The sequence below is a fragment of the Peristeroidobacter soli genome (assembly GCF_004138485.1).
GTDB lineage: Bacteria > Pseudomonadota > Gammaproteobacteria > Steroidobacterales > Steroidobacteraceae > Steroidobacter > Steroidobacter soli.
The window spans coordinates 1,915,958-1,935,880 of record NZ_ML142848.1 but is presented as its reverse complement, the minus strand read 5'-3'; the positions used below and the strand labels follow the sequence as shown (position 1 = coordinate 1,935,880).

General features: G+C 62.0%; 14 protein-coding genes. 3 read left to right on the top strand and 11 right to left on the bottom strand.

Annotated features, from left to right (window positions below; translation table 11 throughout):
• Position 1: 1 nt before the first annotated feature.
• The 6 genes from EKO19_RS08130 to EKO19_RS08105 all read right to left on the bottom strand — a co-directional run bounded on the left by EKO19_RS08130 (position 2) and on the right by EKO19_RS08105 (position 8,625).
• The gene (locus EKO19_RS08130; RefSeq protein ID WP_175596983.1) at positions 2 to 1,198 is read right to left on the bottom strand and encodes an EAL domain-containing response regulator; all 1,197 of its coding nucleotides are present in this window, start codon (positions 1,196 to 1,198) and stop codon (positions 2 to 4) included.
• Entirely contained in the window at positions 1,185 to 3,884 is a 2,700-nt protein-coding gene (locus EKO19_RS08125) for a hybrid sensor histidine kinase/response regulator (protein WP_129775822.1), read from the bottom strand. The genes EKO19_RS08130 and EKO19_RS08125 overlap by 14 nt, the downstream gene beginning before the upstream one ends.
• Positions 3,885 to 4,222: 338 nt before the next feature.
• Positions 4,223 to 4,987 carry a 2-dehydro-3-deoxy-D-gluconate 5-dehydrogenase KduD gene (kduD, locus tag EKO19_RS08120; RefSeq protein ID WP_129775821.1) on the bottom strand — a complete coding sequence of 255 codons (765 nt, stop codon included), beginning with the start codon at positions 4,985 to 4,987 and terminating at the stop codon, positions 4,223 to 4,225.
• A 1-nt stretch (position 4,988) separates the two neighbouring features.
• Positions 4,989 to 5,840: a 5-dehydro-4-deoxy-D-glucuronate isomerase gene (gene kduI / locus EKO19_RS08115; RefSeq protein WP_129775820.1), complete on the bottom strand. Its 852-nt coding sequence runs from the start codon at positions 5,838 to 5,840 to the stop codon at positions 4,989 to 4,991.
• A gap of 27 nt (positions 5,841 to 5,867) precedes the next feature.
• Positions 5,868 to 7,280, bottom strand: a complete 1,413-nt coding sequence (gene uxaC, locus EKO19_RS08110) for a glucuronate isomerase (RefSeq protein ID WP_129775819.1) — start codon at positions 7,278 to 7,280, stop codon at positions 5,868 to 5,870.
• A gap of 184 nt (positions 7,281 to 7,464) precedes the next feature.
• Complete coding sequence (locus EKO19_RS08105) at positions 7,465 to 8,625, bottom strand: LacI family DNA-binding transcriptional regulator (RefSeq protein ID WP_129775818.1); 1,161 nt, start codon at positions 8,623 to 8,625, stop codon at positions 7,465 to 7,467.
• A 136-nt stretch (positions 8,626 to 8,761) separates the two neighbouring features.
• Between EKO19_RS08105 and EKO19_RS08100 the strand changes: the two genes are divergently transcribed.
• Positions 8,762 to 10,270, top strand: a complete 1,509-nt coding sequence (locus EKO19_RS08100; RefSeq protein WP_175596982.1) for a UxaA family hydrolase — start codon at positions 8,762 to 8,764, stop codon at positions 10,268 to 10,270.
• Positions 10,267 to 11,736: a mannitol dehydrogenase family protein gene (locus tag EKO19_RS08095; RefSeq protein ID WP_217705177.1), complete on the top strand. Its 1,470-nt coding sequence runs from the start codon at positions 10,267 to 10,269 to the stop codon at positions 11,734 to 11,736. The genes EKO19_RS08100 and EKO19_RS08095 overlap by 4 nt, the downstream gene beginning before the upstream one ends.
• Here the strand turns inward: EKO19_RS08095 and EKO19_RS08090 are convergent.
• Positions 11,733 to 12,566 carry a 2-keto-4-pentenoate hydratase gene (locus EKO19_RS08090; RefSeq protein WP_129775816.1) on the bottom strand — a complete coding sequence of 278 codons (834 nt, stop codon included), beginning with the start codon at positions 12,564 to 12,566 and terminating at the stop codon, positions 11,733 to 11,735. The two genes, EKO19_RS08095 and EKO19_RS08090, sit on opposite strands and share 4 nt — an antisense overlap.
• A gap of 143 nt (positions 12,567 to 12,709) precedes the next feature.
• On the opposite strand from EKO19_RS08090, the gene EKO19_RS08085 reads away from it, so the two are divergent.
• A complete protein-coding gene (locus EKO19_RS08085; RefSeq protein ID WP_129775815.1) occupies positions 12,710 to 14,017 on the top strand; it encodes a pectate lyase family protein in 1,308 nt (435 codons plus the stop codon).
• An 83-nt stretch (positions 14,018 to 14,100) separates the two neighbouring features.
• Here EKO19_RS08085 and EKO19_RS08080 read toward each other — a convergent pair whose 3' ends face one another.
• The 4 genes from EKO19_RS08080 to EKO19_RS08065 all read right to left on the bottom strand — a co-directional run bounded on the left by EKO19_RS08080 (position 14,101) and on the right by EKO19_RS08065 (position 19,746).
• A complete protein-coding gene (locus EKO19_RS08080) occupies positions 14,101 to 15,690 on the bottom strand; it encodes a carboxylesterase/lipase family protein (protein ID WP_129775814.1) in 1,590 nt (529 codons plus the stop codon).
• 82 nt (positions 15,691 to 15,772) lie between these two features.
• On the bottom strand, positions 15,773 to 16,714 hold the full coding sequence (locus tag EKO19_RS08075) for an alpha/beta hydrolase (protein ID WP_217705176.1): 942 nt from the start codon (positions 16,712 to 16,714) through the stop codon (positions 15,773 to 15,775).
• A complete protein-coding gene (locus tag EKO19_RS08070; RefSeq protein ID WP_129775813.1) occupies positions 16,711 to 16,950 on the bottom strand; it encodes a hypothetical protein in 240 nt (79 codons plus the stop codon). The genes EKO19_RS08075 and EKO19_RS08070 overlap by 4 nt, the downstream gene beginning before the upstream one ends.
• Positions 16,951 to 16,986: 36 nt before the next feature.
• Complete coding sequence (locus tag EKO19_RS08065; RefSeq protein ID WP_217705175.1) at positions 16,987 to 19,746, bottom strand: TonB-dependent receptor; 2,760 nt, start codon at positions 19,744 to 19,746, stop codon at positions 16,987 to 16,989.
• Positions 19,747 to 19,923: the final 177 nt, after the last annotated feature.

The window sequence follows — 19,923 nt, the reverse complement described above, 5'->3', positions numbered from 1 at the left end:
GTCATTTGCGAAGCACTGGGACGAGCGTGTGATCCGCGCCGTTCCACACGTCGATGAACGATTCGATCTCCGCCGCCGGCATCGACGGCGCGATGAAGTCGCCCTGCAGAGCGTCGCAGCCACACTGCTCCAGAAACTCGAACGACGGCGAGTTCTCGATCCCTTCCGCGCACGCCGTGAGCGACAGGTTGTGCGCCAGCTCGACGATGGCGCGCACGACCGTCGCCGCCGCCTTGCTCTGCGCGATCTCGGAGATCAGCAGGCCGTCGATCTTCACTTCGCTGAACGGCATTTTGTAGAGCAGCGTCAACGACGACGTGCCGATACCGAAATCGTCCAGCGACAGCCCGACGCCCTTCACGCGCAGACGCGTGAAAATATCCATCACCAGCTCCGGATCGTCGACCGACGCCGCTTCCGTCACTTCCAACGTCAGCTGCTCGGGACGCACTTCGAACTCACGCAACACGCGTGACAGGCGCTCCGGGAATTCCAGATCCTGCACCAGTCGCGGCGACAGGTTCACCGCCGCGCCGAGATCCAGGCCGCGCGTGCCCCAGTGACCGATCTGACGAATCGCATCGGTGAGCACGAAGTCGGTGAGATCGACGATCAATCCGGACTGTTCCGCCAGCGGCAGGAACTCACCGGGATATAACAATCCCAAGCGCGGATGGCGCCAGCGCACCAGCGCTTCGGCGCTGCGCACGTGCCAATCGTTCGCGGCGCGCACGACTTTCGGCTGGTAGTGCACGATGAGCTCGTGCTCGTCGATCGCGGTCCGCAATTCTTCGACGGAGATGCGCGAGCTGGGCTCGAGATGTTTGGCGAGCAGCGTCTCGATGTCTTCGAGCATCGCCGGCTTCTGCAAGGTGCCGAGCATCTTCAAGCCCAACGACTCGCCGAGCTGCCGCGCGCTCGCGAGCACTCGCTGGTCCATCCCGCTCGCCAGCAGGATTCCGGAAGTCACATTCTGGCGCGCCAGATAACGCAACGCCTCGATGCCATCCATGCCCGGCATTTGCAGATCGAGCAGGATCAACGCGGGCTGCCGCTGCGACAACTGTTCGCGGAAGCTGGCCGCGCTATCGGCCGTGATGACGGTGCAGCCGACGCCCTTGCCGATCTGCTCGATCAGCTCCAGAAAGTCCGCTTCGTCATCGACCGCCAGTAACAAATTCCTCTCACGCCGGAACACGCTTGTTCTCCTCTTTTCCATCCAGCAGGCCGCGAACCCGTCGCGCCAGCTCTTCTAATTGATAAGGCTTCGGCAACAGCACGACGCTGCCATCGAGCACGCTCCGGTGCATCAGACTGCTGTCGCTGAAGCCCGAGGTGAGCAGCACCTTCAATTCGGGGCGCCGCTCTGTGAGCTTTTCCACCAGCTGCGGGCCGAGCAGGCCGCCGGGCAACATGATGTCAGTGAACACCAGCGCAATGTCCGGATGTCGCATGAATCGTTCCAGTGCCTGAGGCCCGTTGGCCGCCTCATGCACTCGATAGCCGAGGCTGGTAAGAATTTCAACCGTAGTCCCCCGCACCTCGGCATTGTCCTCCACCACGAGGATGGTTTCATGGCCGCGCGGCAGATCTTCCTGCACCGTCCCTTCCGGGATCGTCGCATCGGCGTCCGCCAGGGACCGGGGGAAATACAACTGCACCTTCGTGCCCTGCTGAGGCGCGCTGGCGATGTGCACGTGACCGCCGGACTGCTTCACGAAGCCATAGACCATCGACAGTCCCAGGCCGCTGCCCTTGCCCACCTCTTTGGTCGTGAAGAACGGCTCGAACACGCGCTTGAGCGTCTCGTTCGACATGCCCGCGCCCGTGTCGGCAACTTCCACCAGCGCGTACTCTCCTGGCGTCAGGCCATCTTCACGGGGCTGCCGGTCCGCGCCGATCGTCACATTCCGGGTGGCGATTGTAATAACGCCGCCGCCCGGCATCGCGTCCCGCGCATTGATCACCAGATTGAGCACGGCGTTCTCCAGCTGCCCCGGGTCGGCTCGAGTGAACCACGTGTCCGCGGCCAGCTGACTCTGAATCTCGATATCGCCTGTCAACGAACGACGCAGCAATTCGTACATGCCGCCGATCAAGGCATTCAAATCGACGTTTCTGGGTTCGAGCACCTGCTGACGCGCGAATGCCAGCAATCGCTTGATCAACTCGCCACCGCGCATGGCGGCATTGAGCGCGGTCTCGGCCTGTCGTAACAAACGCGGCGTCTGATGTAACGAACGCGTCAGCAACTGCATGTTGCCGATGATCACCGAGAGCAGATTGTTGAAGTCGTGCGCGATGCCGCCGGTGAGCCGTCCCACCGCTTCCATCTTCTGACTCTGCCGCAACTCGGCTTCCAGCAAACGTTTCTCGGTGATGTCACGAGCGGCCACGAAGCAGCCTTGCAGCTCGCCGTTGTCGTCGAAGTGGGGAATGAACGCCGCTTCCAGCTCGATCTGTTTGCCGGCCGCATCCCGATAACGACCTTGGCCTTCGAGCGTCTTGCCTTGCAAGGCTTCGCGCACGTAAGGGCCGATCGCGCCATAGCGACGATCGCCGATGACGTCCTTGATGATGCGACCACGAGAGTCGGCCAACGGCACCGCGAAGAACTGTTGAAACATTCGATTCGCGTAGAGGATGCGCTCATCGCGATCCGCGTACGCAACGAACAGCGGCAGCGAATCCAGCACCGTGCCGTAGAAATCCTGGCTCCGGGTCAGCGCCTTCTCGGCCTCGATCTGCGCGCTGATGTCGCTGAGCGAACCGGCCAGCCGTGTCGGCCGGCCCGAAGCGTCACGCTCCGCATCGCCGCGCAAGCGACACCAGACAATGTTTCCTTTGCGAGTGACGACGCGACAACGCGTGTCGAGCCGGCTTTGATTCTCCAGATGTGCGCGGATCTTGCTCAATACCGCCACGCGATCCTCCGCATGCAGCACGTTCTGGAACGCCTGAAACGTATTCGCGAAATTCACATCGGCACAACCGATGATGTCCCGGAACCGGCTGGCGTACCAGACGTGGCCGGTCAGCAGATCCCATTCATACAGGCCGTCCAATGTCCCGCGGATCGCGCGCTCCCAGCGTTGCTCGACTTCGAGCGCGGTGCGTTGATCCTGTTTGCTACGTGAGATGTCCTGAAGCACCCCGATGACCCGCAGCGCCTTGCCCGCCGCATCACGTCGCACGACCTTGGCGTGCGCCATGAACCACTTGTGCGTGCCGTCGTGCGCGGTCAGGCGATATTCGGATTGGAAGTACGGCGTGCCGCCATGGAAGTGACGCTCGAATTTCTCGAGCACGCCGTTGTCATCGGGCGGCAGCATCAAACGGTCGCTGAGCTCCTGGCGCTTCACCAGCTCGCTCGGATCGATGCCAAGGGAAATGCGCCACTGATCGTTGTAGGAGACCAGGTCCTGCTCGACATTCCAGTCCCACATCGACAGCTCGCTCGCTTCCATCGCGAGCTCGAGCCGGGACTCGCTGGCACGCAACGATTCGCGAGCGCGTTTGTAAACGGTGATGTCTTCCAGAGTAATGACGACTTGCCTGGAATCGGCGGCGCGCGCGGTCACGCGAGTCCACAGCACCCGCCCGCCTCGACCGTGGATGAGCCATTCGGCGCTGAAGTCTTCGCCGGCGACGATCGCCTCACGCAGATGCGGATAAACGGGTGACTCTGCGCCGTCGCCCGCCAGCAGTTGCAAGCCACCGTGGAGGATCTCGTCGCGCTCGTACCCGGTCAGCCGGCAAAACGCGGCGTTGACGTACGCCAGTCCGACCTGCACGCCAGCGCGGGTCGCAATAGCGATCCCGTGGGCGGCGGCATCGAGCGCGACGGACGCGTCGATGGCAGGGCTGCGGTCGGCGGCAGGCATGAACTAGGGGTTTTGACCGGTTTGCGAGTTTGGATGAGTGACATAAGCGACCCCTCTCAGGCCGCAAGTGCCGGAGTCTGAAGAAAACCGCGCCCTGAAAGTGTGTTGTGGCGCGCGTCGGCGCTCGGTTAAGGGTTTCCCCTAGCGATTCAGCTCAGTGGGACTTCGGAGAAGAGCAGAGGCCTCAGTGGCCTGCGGCGGACTCGGTTGCCCGGACCAGAGAGCGCGCATTCCCGCCCCATGCCAAACCGTTCGCGCGCAAAGACCCATTTGAGGCGTCAGATTAGCTTCTGTAGCCCGGAGACCTCGGCGAGCGATAGCGAGACGAGCAGTGCGCGTCAGCGCGCGAGCCACCCGCCGTCGACGGGGATGATGGTGCCGTGGACATAGTCGGAGGCGGCCGAGGCGAGAAACACAGCGGCGCCGCCGAGATCGGAGGGCCTGCCCCATCGTCCGGCGGGGATGCGGTTGAGGATGTCCTTGTTACGTTGCTCGTCGGACCTGAGCGCCGTCGTGTTGTTGGTCTCAAAGTAACCAGGCGCGATCGCATTGACGTTGATGCCATACGCCGCCCACTCATTGGCCAACAAGCGAGTCACACCCGCGAGCCCGCTCTTGCTCGCCGTATATGAAGCTGTGCGGATGCCGCCCTGGAACGACAGCATCGACGCGATGTTGATGATCTTCCCGCCGCGCCCCGCCTCCACCAGGTGCTGAGCCACCGCCTGCGCGAGAAAGAACGGCGTCTTCAAATTCACATTCAACGCCGCATCCCAATCCTGCTCCGTGAACACCAGCGCGTCGTTGCGACGGATGATGCCCGCGTTGTTGATCAGGATATCCACCCGCCCCGCCGTGTCGACGGCTCGCGCCACGACCTGATGCGCCTCATGGCTGCGCTCCAGATCGGCGTACAGCGAATGAAACTTGCGGCCGGCCTGCACCACATCTCTTTCGGTGTCGACCGTGCTGGAGCGTGCGATGCCGACGATGTCCGCGCCGGCCTGCGCCAGCGCGACGGCAATGCCCTGCCCCAGACCGGTATTGGCGCCGGTCACCAGCGCCACTTTGCCAGCGAGCGAAAACGAAACGGGTTGGCTCATGTTATTTCAGCTGGCAGATGTCGAGGACGTTCATGTCGGTGTAATCCAGATTCTCGCCGCCCATGGCCCAGATGAAGCTGTAGTTGCGAGTGCCCGCGCCCATGTGAATGGACCAAGGCGGCGACATGACAGCCTCTTCGTTGCCGATGACGATGCTACGCATCTCATCGGGCTCGCCCATGAAGTGCATGACGCGCTGCTGCTCGCCTTCGAGATCGAAATAGAAATAAATCTCCGAGCGGCGGTCGTGCAGATGCGGCGGCATGGTGTTCCACACGCTGCCGCTCTTCAGCAGCGTCATGCCCAACAGCAGCTGCGAGGATTTGCAGGTAGCCGGCACGATGTACTGATAGATGGTGCGCTCGTTCGATGTTTCCAACGCACCGCGCTCCAGCGGCACCGCCTTGTCGATCGAGATGTGCACCGCTTCGAAGCGTGCATGCGCCGGCGTCGAAGCGAGATAGAACCTGGCGCTCTCGCCTGCCTTGGCGGCTTCGAACGTCACATCCTTCGTGCCCATCGGAACATACAAACCATCCTTGGGCGCGAGGTTGTACACAGTGCCATCGAGCGTGACTTTGCCCGCGGTCTTGCCTATGTTGACGACGCCCAGCTCGCGACGTTCCAGGAAAGGCTTGCCCTTCGCGGACGCCGGCTCGGTCTGCTCCGGCAACTTCACCGCTTGCCCCGCCGCCATGACGCCACCGATGACGAAGCGCTCGTAATGCGTGTAGTTCAGTGCGATCTGATTCTCCTTGAACAGATCCTGCACCAGATAGCGCTCGCGCAACTGCTCGGTGGTGGCCCCGGCCATCATGTCCGGGTGCGTGGCGTGATACGTTTTCTTGAACACTTGAATTCCCCTGCGAGAATGACGCAGTCAGAGCTTGTAAGCTTGTTTGGGCAGCCGATACGCCAGATCGCGAACCACCTGAGCCGCGCCATCTTCATCGATGCGATGCTCGGCGACCAGGCGCGACAGATAGACGCAATCGACCCGACGCGCCAGGTCGTGACGAGCCGGAATGGACAGGAACGCGCGCGTGTCGTCGTTGAAACCGACGGTGTTATAGAAACCGGCGGTCTCAGTGGTGTACTCACGGAAGCGCAGCATGCCTTCCGGGCTATCGTGGAACCACCAGGACGGACCGAGCTTCAACGCTGGATAATGACCGGCCAGCGGCGCGAGCTCGCGGCTGTACACCGTCTCATCCAACGTAAACAGGATGATGCCGAGCGTCTTGCTGTTACCGAAACGATCCAGCAACGGCCGCAGCGCCTGCACGTACTCGGTCCGCTCCGGAATGTCCGCGCCCTTGTCGCGACCGAAGGTGTCGAACAGCCAGCGGTTGTGATTGCGGAACGCGCCCGGGTGAATCTGCATCACCAGACCATCGTCCACGCTCATCTTTGCCATCTCGACCAGCATGGCCGCGCGGAACAGCTCGGCATCCGCGGCAGTAGCTTGTCCCTTGGCGACTTTATCGAACAGGCGTTGCGCGTCGGCGTCGCTGAGGTCGGCGGTCGCGGCAGTCGGATGACCATGATCCGTCGACGTCGCGCCTGCCTTCATGAAGTCCGCACGACGCTTGCGATGCGCGTTCAGATAGCCCTTCCAGGAGTAAACATCTTCACCTGTGATTTCAGCGAAGCGTTTCAGCGCGTCCTTGAATTGCTCGTGCTCCGGATCGATGACCGCATCCGGGCGATAGGCCGTGACCACGCGTCCCTTCCAGCCGCTGCTCTGAATCTTGTGATGATGCTCGAGCGTGTCCACCGGCGACTCGGTAGTCGCAATCACTTCGATGTTGAAACGCTCGAACAACGCGCGCGGACGGAATGCATCCTGCGCGAGCTTCGCACCGATGACGTCGAAATAATGATCGGCAGTCGAGGGCTCCAGTCTCACCGTGAGACCGAACACTTTCGCAAACACATAGTTCAGCCACAGCCACGACGGCGTGCCATTGAACAAATAAAAATTCGCCGCGAACTTGCGCCATGCCTCGCGCGGGTTGGCGCTCGACGGACCGCGGCGCGAGCCGACGCCGAGCTCGTTCAGGTCGAGGCCCTGGCTGTACAACATGCGAAACAAATAATGATCCGGCGCCAGCAACAGCTCGGTGGCATTGCTGAACGGCGCATTGCCCGCGAACCACTGTGGATCGGTGTGACCGTGCGGACTGATGATGGGCAGATCGCGAACTTCGGCGTAGAGACGGCGCGCAATCTGGCGAACGGCCGGATCGGCAGGAAACAATCGATCTTCGTGCAGGTGTAAAGGTGTGCTCATGGCTGATGTCGTCTGCCGTTGCGGGCAGGTCCAGTGAAGTAAATGGTAACCGGTGTCATGGTCCACCGCCAGTAATCTCTACCCCTGGAAACCTGAACCGTGCGCAAAATTCGCGCGCCGGTGCCCTTCGGCCCTGAACTTTCGCTGGACGGACGCAACCCATCCAATGAAGGATCTCGACGCCTCAGTTCGCTGGGCGGCCTGAGGACTCGCGCACCACCAGATGCGGGAACACCGTCGTGGCCGCGGCTGACGGTCCCTCCGTGCGCGAAATCTTTGCAATCAGTTTCTCCGCCGCCAGCCGTCCCATGTCCCGAATCGGTTGTCTCATCGTGGTCAATGAGGGACAAAGTCGGGAGGCGAGCGGACTGTCGTCGAAGCCGATGATCGTAAGATCGTGCGGAATGCGCAGTCCGCGAAGATACGCCGTGCGATAGACACCCGCCGCAGTCTCGTCGTTACCGGCGAAGATCGCAGTGGGTCGCGGCGAGCGCGATAACAGCATTTCGGCGCAAGCGGCGCCCGATTCGAAGGTGTACGCGCCTTCCGCGATGTAGTCCGGAGCCAGCGTCAGGCCGCGATCGGCGAGCGCGTTGGAGAATCCTTCGAGACGCTCCTGCGAGGAACGATAGGTCGGCGGACCGACGATCATGGCGATGCGCGTATGCCCCAGCTTCGCCAGGTGCTCCGCAACTTCGGCCGCGGATTGACGATCCATCGATTGAACCAGGTTCTGCGGCTCATCCAGCGCGGCCGACAGAATGCGAATATACGGACAGCTGATGTCTCGCAGCACATCGGCCAGCGCATTGTTTTCCGAGACCGGCGGCAGAATGATCATGCCGTCGAGCTTCTGGCGACTGACCAGCTGGCGAATATCGCTCAGGAATTCCGGGCTGCTGCGATCGCAGGGATGCACCACCAGCTCATAGCCGACCCGGCGCAGCGCGCCGAGCGCGCCTTCCTGCACGTTGATCACATAAGGCGCGTTCGGGTTGTCGTAAACCAAACCGATCAGGTACGAGCGGCGAAATGCCAGGCCGCGGGCCTGAGGATCGGGCGTGAAGCCGGTGCTCCGAATGATCTCGGCAATGCGCGTCCGGGTTTCTTCGCGGACGAACGGCGATTCATTGATCACCCGCGAGACCGTCTTCTTCGAGACATTGGCCAGCCGCGCGATGTCATTGATGGTGTGCTTTTTCCCAGCGGGCCGGCGGAACGTGGCCGGGACCGGGACAGGGACAGGCTCCGGGACAGGCGCCGGCCGGGTGTCGACAACCGCCCGCACGGCGGCTGCCGGGGGACTCGGCTGACGAATCGTTTTCTTGGCCGATTTTTTCACCATCGACGAAATAACCTGCTGTAAGTCGGGCCGCGTCAGAATACCCTGCGTCCAGCATCGAGCGCAGTAACGGTACCAGAACCCGGTGGCGGCTGACACCGGTTTCCCGATTCCTTGGATCAGTGCCATCATGCAGACCATGAACTCTCCAGATTCTGTCTCCCCCGCTGTCTATCGAGTCTCGACAGAAGACGACGTCGCCGTGGCCCTGCGCGATCTGGCCGCGCAGGAAACGATTGCTGTCGGCGATCGCCCGGTGCGGGTTGCTGTGCCGATTCCTCGTGGACATAAGCTGGCCATTCGCCCGGTCGCCGCGGGACAAACGGTTCGTAAGTACGGCTGGCCCATCGGCCGGGCCACTGCCGACATTGCCGTCGGCGAGCACGTCCACTCACATAATCTGGAAACATTGTTGAGCGGCACGGATGAATACGAGTACGGCGGCTCGGTCGCATCGAATGTAACCAAGGCCGCGAGCAACGATTCGTTCCTTGGCTATCGCCGCGCCAATGGCAAGGTCGGCACGCGCAACGAGATCTGGATTCTCTGCACCGTCGGTTGTGTCGGCCGCACAGCTGAACGCATCGCGCGGCTGGCAGCACAGAAATATGCGGGCCGTATCGATAACGTCGTGGCCTTCCCTCATCAATTTGGTTGCTCACAACTCGGTGGCGATCTGGATCGCACACGACGATTGATTGCCGGTCTCGCGCGGCATCCCAATGCAGGCGGTGTATTGATCCTGGGGCTCGGGTGCGAATCGAATCAGCTGTCGAAGTTGCTCACCGAGATTCCGGAAGCGGAGCGCCAACGGATTCGTTACTTCGCGGCGCAGGCGACCGAAGACGAGACGGAAGCGGGCTTGCAGGCGGTTGAAGAGCTCGTGCAACTCGCGGAGAAAGATCAGCGCGTACCGTGCGGTCTCGACGACCTGGTCGTCGGTTTGAAGTGTGGCGGGTCCGATGGCTTCAGCGGCATCACCGCGAATCCGCTGGTCGGCCGGATCGCCGATCGCGTCACCGAAGCGGGCGGCACCGCGGTGCTCACGGAGATCCCTGAAATATTCGGCGCCGAACAGCTGTTGATGGAGCGGGCCGCGAGTCGCGAGGTGTTCGACGGCATCGTGCATGTCGTGAATGACTTCAAGGAGTATTTCCTGCGGAACAATCAGCCGGTGCACGAGAACCCGTCACCGGGCAACAAGGCCGGCGGCATCACGACGCTCGAAGAGAAGTCGCTCGGCGCCGTGCAGAAAGGCGGCCACGCCACGGTTACGCAAGTGCTTCGCTATGGCGAGCGCACGACCAAGCCAGGGCTGACGCTGCTCGAAGCGCCGGGCAACGATGGCGTGTCATCGACGGCGCTGGTCGCCGCCGGCGCGACCATCTTGTTGTTCACTACCGGTCGCGGCACACCGCTGGGCTTTCCGGTGCCGACCCTCAAGATCAGCTCGAACTCCGCGCTCGCCGCTCACAAATCGCATTGGATCGACTTCGACGCCGGCAAGGCGCTGACCGTGGCCGATCCTGAAACCGTAACCGATGAATTCCTGCAGCTGATCGTCGCCACCGCGTCCGGTCAGCCCGCGCGCAACGAACTGAACGAGCAACGTGAAATTGCAATCTGGAAAGATGGTGTGACCCTGTGACTCTAGCACCTGCCTCTGTCGCGGCTCTCGCCAGCCGCGGCGTGAAAGTTCCCACGTACGATCGCGCCGCCGTCGGCATCGGCATCGTTCACTTCGGGCCGGGCGCGTTTCATCGCGTGCACCAGGCTTGTTACGTCGACGATGTTTTGCACTCCGATCCCCGCTGGGGCATTTGCGAGGTCTCCTTGCACAGTACCGGCGTGCGAGACGCACTCGTACCCCAAGCCGGCCTCTACACCATCGCCATTCTCGATGAACAGTCTTCGTTTCGTGTCATCGGCTCAGTGAAGGAAGTGCTGGTGGCGCCAGAATCGCCGAGCGCCGTGCTGGAGCGAATGGTTGCGCCGACGACGACTGTCGTCAGCGCGACCATCACGGAGAAGGGCTACTGTCTCAACAAGGAAGGCGGGCTGGACTTCTCACATCCGGATGTCGCTCACGACTTGAAACATCCCGAAGCGCCGAAGACGTTCGTAGGTTTCCTCGCTCGCGCCCTGCGCATCCGCCATGACCGCGGGCTCGAGCCTTTCAACGCCATCAGCTGCGACAATCTCGCGGACAACGGCCACCGGCTACGGCGCGCCGTGCTGGAGTTTGTTCGTTCGAGTGATCCGAGTCTCGCTGCATGGGTCGAGAAGGAAGTGACTTTCCCCTGCACGATGGTCGACAGCATCACGCCGGCGACTGACGACGCACTTCGCGCTCGCGTGAAAGAGGCACTCGGCGTCGAAGATCTCTGGCCCGTGCAACGTGAGTTCTTCTCCCAGTGGGTGATCGAGAACAAGTTGCGCGGCCCGCAGCCGGACTGGGCCTCAGTGGGCGTGACGATCACTGACGACGTCGCCGGTTTCGAACGTGCCAAGTTGCGCTTGTTGAATGGCGCTCACTCGACTCTCGCGTACACCGGCAGTCTCGCCGGCTACGAAACCGTTTCCTCTGCAATGAGTGACCGGGCACTCGCGACGTTTGTTCGTCAGATGATGCTCGAGGACATTCGTTCGGGGCTCGCCGCGCCGCAGGGGCTCGACCTGGATCGATACATCGAGGCGGTGCTGCGTCGGTTCAGCAATCCCACCATCCGTCACTTGCTGTCGCAGATCGCGTGGGACGGCTCGCAGAAGCTGCCGTTCCGGATTCTACCGACGATTGCCGAAAACCTGGCGGCCGGTCGCTCTATCGCGCGGCTGTGTGTGCCGCTGGCGGCCTGGTTTCATTTCATCCGTTGGATGGTCCGTCACGACCGTCAGATCATGGACCCGCTTGCGGCTCAGCTCACCGAACTGGCGAAAAGCTGCCATGGCGATGTAGCCCACGATGTCGGTGTATTCCTCGGGCTGGAGAAAGTCTTCAGTGGTGAACTCGCGCGCAACACGAAATTCCGTGCGGCGCTCGAGAATGCCTATGCACGGCTGTCCTCGGTCGACAGCCCCGCCCGACTCAGCGAGGCTCTGGCAGGCATCGGCTAGAGCGCGGCGCGCGACAGATACGGACCGGCACGAACGGCGCGGCACTCGACCTCGCCGCAGCCTTCAAACACGAGTCGTGAGTGCTGCCCGGCCCGAATGTCGTGCACGCCGGTAATCGCGCCGGTAGAAATGAAATCGCCGGCTCGCAGCGGCCGGCCGCGTTCGGCGCATTTGCTCAGTGCGAACGCCAGCGCACCGAGTGCACCCTGGCGAATGAACGCAGTACCGCGTCCAACGAAGCCATCCTCGATGAAGGTCAGCGCGACGATTTCATCGATGGAGCGCCATTCGCCGATGCTCGCCCCCACGATGACGCCCCAGTTGTTTCCAAAATCGGAGATGACGGCACCGGGCCCGAGATCGTTCAATGTGGCAAGCGGACTGACCGCGGTCTCCACACCAAGATGAAAACTGCGAACCATCTCCGCAGCCTCATCGATGCTCCAGGACTTCTTGTCGGCCGGCGCATCCTCATCCACGCACAACACAATCTCTGCTTCAACCGCGCCGAAGCCGCCTTCGATCACGGGGAATTCGACGACCTGCCCGACGCGCGCGGTGTGTAGATTGCGTTCGAACACCGGGCCGACCAGACGCTCTTCGGGGAATTGCTGGGCGAACGCCGCGCCGATGCGCGCCACTTTCCAACCGACGATGCGATCCGGAAAGCGCTCGATTGCGAACTCCTGACAACGATAGGCTTCGGCCAGGGTGGTCGGTAACGCGCCCGGATATTGGGGCAAGGATTGCCCGGCCAGTCGGGCCCGGACAAATTGTTCAGCAATCATTTCGGCGCCCGCCGGCGCTCCATGCAACACCGCGCTACTCATGTCGCAGCATTCCCCTGTGAAAACATTAAATTCCCGATATCGACAGGCTCGCACACCCGCGAGCCGTCGAAACACTGTATAGAGGAAACCGGTGTCATTTACAATCCACCACGGCCGATACCAAGTCCTTTGAGGGGGTCTCAATGCTCATCGATCCGTCGTCGCTGCGCGCCAGGCTGGGCTCGCTGCTCTTATTGTTAACAGCGGCAAGCTCACTCGCCGTCGCTGACAATCTGCTGGCTTTTCCGGGGGCGCAAGGAGCCGCGGCACAGACTCCGGGGGGTCGCGGCGGAAAAATCATTCGCGTGACCACGCTCGACGCCACGGGTCCGGGCTCGTTGCTCGAAGCACTCGACACCAAAGGCCCGCGTATCGTCGTGTTCGAAGTCGGTGGCGTGATCGACCTGCAGAAACACGAGATCAAGATCAAGGAGCCGTTCCTCACGATCGCGGGACAGACGGCGCCGTCGCCCGGCATCACGTTGATCCGCACTGGCATCGATGTGCTCACCCACGACGTGATTCTTCAGCACATCCGCGTGCGCACCGGCTCGGCTGGCGCGGAACCGCGCAAAGGTTGGGAGCCCGATGCGTTCTCGACGATCAGTGCTTACAACGTCATCGTCGATCACTGCTCGATGACCTGGGCCGTCGATGAAAATCTCTCGGCCTCGGGCCCGCGCTTCACCGGCAAGACGGTGGAGGACTGGCGCAAAGGCACGTCACACAGCATCACCTTCAGCAACAACATCATCGCCGAAGGTCTGCGTCACTCCACTCATGCCAAGGGCGAACATTCCAAGGGCTCACTGATCCATGACAACGTGAGCGACATCCTGATCATCAACAATCTGTACGCGCACAACTACGAGCGCAACCCGCTGTTCAAAGGCGGCGTGCGCGGCATGGTGATCAACAATCTGATCTACAACCCCGGCCCGCGCGCGGTTCATTACAACCTGATCGCTGAAGAGTGGCGCGGCCAGCCGTATCAAACCGGCCAACTCACGCTGATCGGTAACGTCCTGCGCGGCGGCCCGTCGACGCCGGCGCATCTGCCGCTGTTCATGCTGGGCGGTTCGGGTGATCTGGAATATTACGAAGCCGACAACATCGCGGTGGACTGGACCGGTCAGGAACTGCCGAAGTTGGGACGCTATACCAATTCCTCCGCGAAGCTCATTCCGATGGCCAAGCCGGCGCTGCCGTTCGGCGTTCAGCCCATCGCTGCTGCTGACGTGCAGGATGCGGTGATTCGTGAGGCTGGCGCGCGGCCTTGGGATCGTGATCCGGTCGATGCGCGGATTGTCGCGGATACGATCGAGGGTCGTGGTGAGATCATCGATAGCGAAGACGATGTTGGTGGCTATCCTTCGTATAAAGAGACGCGGCAGAAGTTTGAGGAGAAGGATTGGGATTTGCGGTATATGACGCCGCGGTCTAAGAAATAGACCGGGCGCGTCTTCGGAGGCGTCAGTGGTCTGCGTCGCCGATACGTCGGCTGCGCCTGCGCGCGTGACTCCGCTCCGACCCGTCAGTACGTGCCGCGCTGGATATAGGGAACCTGCGCGAATAACTTGCGTTCGTCGCTGCGGGGATCGTTGACAAGCTGCGAAGTGGTATCGAACACCATGGTCGCGCGGTCAGGCAGCTCGTACGGTTTCCATTCGGGGATATTGGCGTTCGCAGGATTGCCCGTGCGCGCAAACGCAATGAACGCCTCACTCATCTGATCCGCCGCCTTCTGCGCATCCGCATCTTTGCCGGACGGCGAGCCGGGTTGAGAGATGTTGTCGAACACCAGCGGAATATCCATGCCGTGCATCGCTCCGAAGCGCCCGTTCTCGAGCGGCGAGCGATAGTTCAATTGATACGCATACACCGGCGAGCCTTGCGCCGCGCGTAACTCCGCCTCGATCACAGCACCACGCCACGACCGTCCCGCCGTCGTCGCGGCGAAGAACACGTCGGTTGGCGAATAATTCGGATACAGCTTCCGATACTCCGCAATGACATACTCAGGGTGAATATCGACGAGCAGGTGCGGCAGCAAACGATCGGGCAGCTCCTCCCAGGTCAGTTCGTGCACACCGGGCTCGTTGCCCAGAAACGCGCGCGTCTCATCGTGAGTATTGCCGATGATCATCGGAATGTTCGCGGCCAGCGGCGGAGCGTCGGGATAGAACGGGTGACGCGGCAGCACGGACTGATCCAGCACCGGTCCGAAATAGATGCCACGCCCGACCATCGATGGATCGTTGGCACGAGTCGCGGCGACCAGGTCGGCAGCCGGCACGTCATTCAACTTAGCAACATCCGTGAGCTTCAATGTTTCCAAAATCACCCGCGCGCGTTGAGTCGCCCCACGCGGGCCGGCAGCAGTGATCTGCTGACCGCTCATGGTCGCCGCGCGATGGAACGAACCTTTCGCGGCCGGCATCGCCATCAGCGTCGCGATCTTCGCGCCACCGCCGGACTGCCCGAACGCCATGATCCGCCGCGGGTCGCCGCCAATTGCCTCGGCGTGATCGCGCACCCAAGCGAGTGCTTGCACGAGGTCGAGAATGCCGACATTGCCCGACGAAGCGTACTGAGGTCCCGCGAGCCGCCCAAGATACAAATGACCGAACACATTCAGGCGATGATTGACGGTGACTACGACGACATCGCCGCGCCGACACAATCGCGTGCCGTCATACAGCGGGCTCGATCCAGAGCCGCTGCTGAATTCGCCGCCGTGGAAATAAACCATCACGGGTCGATTGCCGCCGTCTTTCAATGCCGGCGTCCACACGTTGAGGACCAGACAGTCCTCACTCATCTCCTCGCGCGAGCCGGACTGCGGGCAGGAAGAGCCGTAATTCAACGCATCGCGCGTCTTCTTCCATGCGACCGGTGGTTGCGGCGGCAGGAAGCGAGTGTTCCGAGTATCTGCACCGTATGGAATGCCCTTGAAAACATGCACGCCCTGCGCTTTGACGCCCGCGACTTTACCGGCGCGAGTTTGCAGGAGGCTGCTCTTGCCAGGGCTCGCATGTACGAAGGCCGGCACGCTCAAGCCGCCGGCCAGTAGCAGCGAGCTGGCGAGCAGCTCGCGGCGAGAAATCGATGTAGGGCTCTTCATCGCGAGATCATGGGCCGAGCATGCAGTCCGGATCGGGGCAGCAGGCCGAATGCCGAACATGCGCGCGGCGATGACACCGCCGTTACGAAATCCAACCCTGACTCTGCAACCATTGCCGGCAACGCTCGATCCAGCGATCGCCGGTAGTGGCATTGTTCAGCCCGAAGCCGTGACCACCCGCCGGATAGATCATGAGCTCCGCGGGAATCTTCTGCGCCTGCAAAGCCTGGAAGAACAGAATGCTGTTCGCGACCGGCACCGTCTGATCATCCGCCGCGTGAATGAGGAACGTCGGCGGCGTATCGCGAGTGACGGCCAATTCCGCCGAGAAGCGCTTCACATCGTCCGGCGACGGCGCCGTACCCAACAGCTGATTGCGCGAGCCCTGGTGCAGCGTGGGTTCGGTGAAGGTGATGACCGGATAGATCAACATCAAAAAGTCCGGACGCACATCGGCGCTGCGCCACTGAGACAGCACCGGCGTGTCGAACATCGTTCCCGTCGTGGCTGCGAGATGTCCGCCTGCGGAAAAGCCGATGAGTCCGATACGTTTCGGATCGATCTGCCACTTCGCCGCGTCACGCCGCACCGTCGCGATTGCTTGCTGAGCATCCTGCAGCGGCCCGACGCGCTTGTTCTTCATGTGCTTGTCGCTGGGGGTTCGATACTTCACGACAAACGCCGTGACACCCATGTCGTTGAAGGCCCGAGCGACGTCGTAACCTTCTTTGAGCATCGATGTGCCTCGATAGCCGCCCCCCGGCAGGATGACGACCGCGGCGCGCTTCGGATCCTGCTGCGTCGGCCGGTATGCAGTGATCGTGGGACGAGAGGTATCCAGAAAGAACGGCCACGGATCCTTCGGATCGCGCACCGACTCTTCATCCGGCGCCACGATGGCACCGGGAATATCGCCCGGATACAAAGGCTGCGCGGGCGGTTCGGCCGCGGCGACCGAGGCCATCATCGCCAGCCACCCGAACAATCCCAACGCGCCATGGCGCACCTTGCCGATGAAAATCATGGCTTCGCGAAATCCTCCAGCGCCTGGCAACGCATGTCACGAAACACCGCGGCGCCCTGACGTGCCACATTCAGCCTCGCCGCCAGGTCTTCGACGGAGTTGCAGGCAGTGGCAAGCGCTGCCGCCGCCGCACCCAGAATCGCCGAGCCCCGCAGCCCGCGTCGAGTGATTTCCGTCATGTCCCCTGAAGTCCACGAATGGTCCGGCGGCGGGTCCGCCGCCGGACTTGTTTTCAAGCGCTATCCTCGTCTCGCGAGCTGGCGTTCCTGGACTTAGAACTTGTAACGCGCGCCCAACAGGAACTGGCGTCCCTGGTGGTGGTAATACGACAGGCGATCGCTATTCGAATCGCCCACGTACTGGTCCTGGAACTCGTCGGTGAGATTGAGCGCCTCGAGCGTCAGCACGAGGTGGTCGTTCACCGTGAAGCTCGACGACGCGTCGATGCTCAACGTCTCGATCGTCCCTTCCACCAGGTTGCCGTTGCGCCCCGGGATCGTCGTCAGATAGTCGTCACGATAAGCCGCCGACACGCGCGCGCTGAACTTCTCGTTTTCCCAGTACAGCGTGGCATTGTAAGCCGACTTCGATAGACCCGTGAGATCGTCCTTCGCCGCCACCGCGCCGGTCGCCGACAGATATTCGATCTCCGACTCGACGCCGGTGTAGTTCAGGATCATACCGAAGTGGCTGAAGAAGCCCGGCAGGAACGAGAACGGCTGCTGATAGCTGATCTCGAAACCTTTCAGGTCGCCGCCCTCGGTGTTGGTCGGCTGCGAGAACTGCCAGCCCGCCAGACACGTGGCCGGATCCGGAATGGAGGTACCGCAAGCGGCGATCGCGACGCTGTTCGGCAAGCCGAGCGTGTTGGTCGAGAAGTCGCCGGTGCTGCGGATGATCTGCACGAAGCTGTCGATGTCCTTCTGGAACAGAGCCAGCGACACCAGCGAGTCCTCGGCGAAGTACCACTCGAACGACAGGTCGTACGCCTTGGCACGATACGGATCGAGCAGCGGGTTGCCGGCAGTCACGGTCTTGTTGGCACCGTTGATGCCCACCGCCGCGCCCGGCGCAAGAATGCCCAGGCCCGTCGTCTGACCACCGCCGTTCGGACGCACCATCACTTTCGCGGCCGAGGCACGGATGACGAACTGATCCGTCACATCGAGCGCCACGTTCAACGACGGCAAGGTGTCGTCGTAGGTCCGCTCAACTGTGGTCAACAGCGGCGAGCCCGAAGTGAAGGTGTAACCCGACGAGGTCTGCTTGGTCTCGACGTAGCGCACGCCGACGTTGGCGCGCAGCGGACGATCGAACAGGAACGTCTTGAAGTCGGCCTGCACGTAACCGCCGGTGTCCTCTTCATCGACGCTGTAGTTGCTGCCCAGCGCCGGCTCGATGCCGAGCGGGAAGCGCGAGCGGTCATAGATGCCGAGCTGCGCGGCGGCCGCATCGATGTTTGGAATGAGCCAGGTCCTCGGCGTGCCATTGGGCACATTCAAGTTGCCGCTGATGCGCGCCAGCTCGCTGTAGGGTCCGACCGCTGTCACGGGCAAGCCCGTGACGACGCCTTCCTGAGTGGAGGTCGTGCCATTCGAACGCTGCAAGGCGGTGGTCTCGAACTCGAACTTCTTGTACTGCGGACCGGCCTTCAAGGTGATGATGTCGGTCACGTCCCAGGCCACATCGAACGACACCGTCTTGAAGGTGTTCTCCGAAGTCTGCGGACGCAACCGGATCTGCGACAGGCGCCAGGTGGCCGGATTGGTCACGTCGACGCTGCCGTAAGTGATCACCGGCAAGCGGTTGTTGCCACGGAAGTCGTAGCTGTAACCGTCGACGTCGGTGGCATCGAAGAGCAGCGTGGTCTGGATCGGATTGTCGTGCTCGGCTTCCGAATAACCGACCAGGCCTTTTACGCGCAGGCGATCGTTGAACTCGTGCGTGCCTTCGAGCGTGATGTGCGTGAAATCGGTTTCGAGCTCGTCATGGCGGGCTTCGGAACGAATGTCGACATCGTTGAACACGCCGTAAACCATCGTGTTGTTCGCATCGACCACGGAATCGACCAAGGAGAGGTTGCTGCCCGCAACGTTGCCGCTGAAGCCCGGCGCTTCCAGGAAGATCTCGTTGCGCTCGGCCTGGAACTTGGCATACAGCGCATCCAGGCTGATCGTGGTCCGGTCGGTCGGCGACCACTGCAGCGAGCTGGTGAGACCGAGTCGCTCCTGGTCGTGCTGGTAAATGTCATAGCGAGGAATACGCGGCACGAACGCGCCGCCGGGGCCGGCCTGCCAACGCACCGTGCTCGTGCCTTCATCCAGCAGCTTGCGCTCGCTGTACGCGATCGAGAACAGCGCGCCGAAACGTCCGTCTGCAAATGTATTGCTGATGAGGAACGCGCCGCGCGGATCGACATCCTCCTGGATATCGTTGTAGCTGGCCTGCGCGCTGGTGACCATGGTGAAGCCTTCATAGTCGAACGGCCGGCCGGAACGCAGGTCGACGGTCGCGCCCAGCGAGCCTTCTTCCACCTCGGCGGCCGAGGTCTTGCGAATGGTGATCGAGTTGAACAACTCGGAAGCGAATGTATTGAAGTCGAACGAGCGGTCGCGATTGGTGCCGCCGGCAGCGTCGGTACCGCCGTTCGCGCTCATCGCTTCCATGCCGTTGATTCGTACACGCGTGAACTGCGGACCCAGCCCGCGCACGCTGATGTTTCGACCTTCACCGGCGTCACGCGCGATGGACACACCAGGCACGCGTTGAATGGACTCAGCCAGATTCAGATCGGGAAAATCGGCAATGTCTTCGGCGACGATGGCATCGACCGCGCCCACCGCCGCGCGCTTCTGATCCAGCGCCAGGCTCAAACTTTCCTTGAAGCCCGTGACAACGACCTCTTCGAGTGCGCCCTCCAGCTGAGGTTGACTCTGTTGCGAAAACGCCGCAGTGGAGGCGGAGAGCGCCGCCATTGCCAGAACCATCCGAACCGCGACGCGCAGCGCGCCGGGCTGACCTACCTTGGACATATGAGACCCCCATACGAAATCGCCCAAAAAAACCGCTGATTTCGGCCAATAGGGCTCCAGGCGCCCGGGTATGGCCGACATGCCAACCCTGCGATTGGCCATCCCGATTCGGTGACACCGGATAACGCCTTGTTATACAGCGATGACACCGGTGACAATGCGTGCAGGCTAACAGAG

Excerpts from the sequence above, each read along its gene's own strand:
- EKO19_RS08125 (WP_129775822.1), bottom strand. The coding sequence starts at position 3,884 with ATGCCTGCCGCCGACCGCAGCCCTGCCATCGACGCGTCCGTCGCGCTC.
- kduD (WP_129775821.1), bottom strand. The coding sequence starts at position 4,987 with ATGAGCCAACCCGTTTCGTTTTCGCTCGCTGGCAAAGTGGCGCTGGTG.
- uxaC (WP_129775819.1), bottom strand. The coding sequence starts at position 7,280 with ATGAGCACACCTTTACACCTGCACGAAGATCGATTGTTTCCTGCCGAT.
- EKO19_RS08105 (WP_129775818.1), bottom strand. The coding sequence starts at position 8,625 with ATGGTGAAAAAATCGGCCAAGAAAACGATTCGTCAGCCGAGTCCCCCG.
- EKO19_RS08100 (WP_175596982.1), top strand. The coding sequence starts at position 8,762 with ATGAACTCTCCAGATTCTGTCTCCCCCGCTGTCTATCGAGTCTCGACA.
- EKO19_RS08090 (WP_129775816.1), bottom strand. The coding sequence starts at position 12,566 with ATGAGTAGCGCGGTGTTGCATGGAGCGCCGGCGGGCGCCGAAATGATT.
- EKO19_RS08085 (WP_129775815.1), top strand. The coding sequence starts at position 12,710 with ATGCTCATCGATCCGTCGTCGCTGCGCGCCAGGCTGGGCTCGCTGCTC.
- EKO19_RS08080 (WP_129775814.1), bottom strand. The coding sequence starts at position 15,690 with ATGAAGAGCCCTACATCGATTTCTCGCCGCGAGCTGCTCGCCAGCTCG.
- EKO19_RS08075 (WP_217705176.1), bottom strand. The coding sequence starts at position 16,714 with ATGATTTTCATCGGCAAGGTGCGCCATGGCGCGTTGGGATTGTTCGGG.
- EKO19_RS08065 (WP_217705175.1), bottom strand. The coding sequence starts at position 19,746 with ATGTCCAAGGTAGGTCAGCCCGGCGCGCTGCGCGTCGCGGTTCGGATG.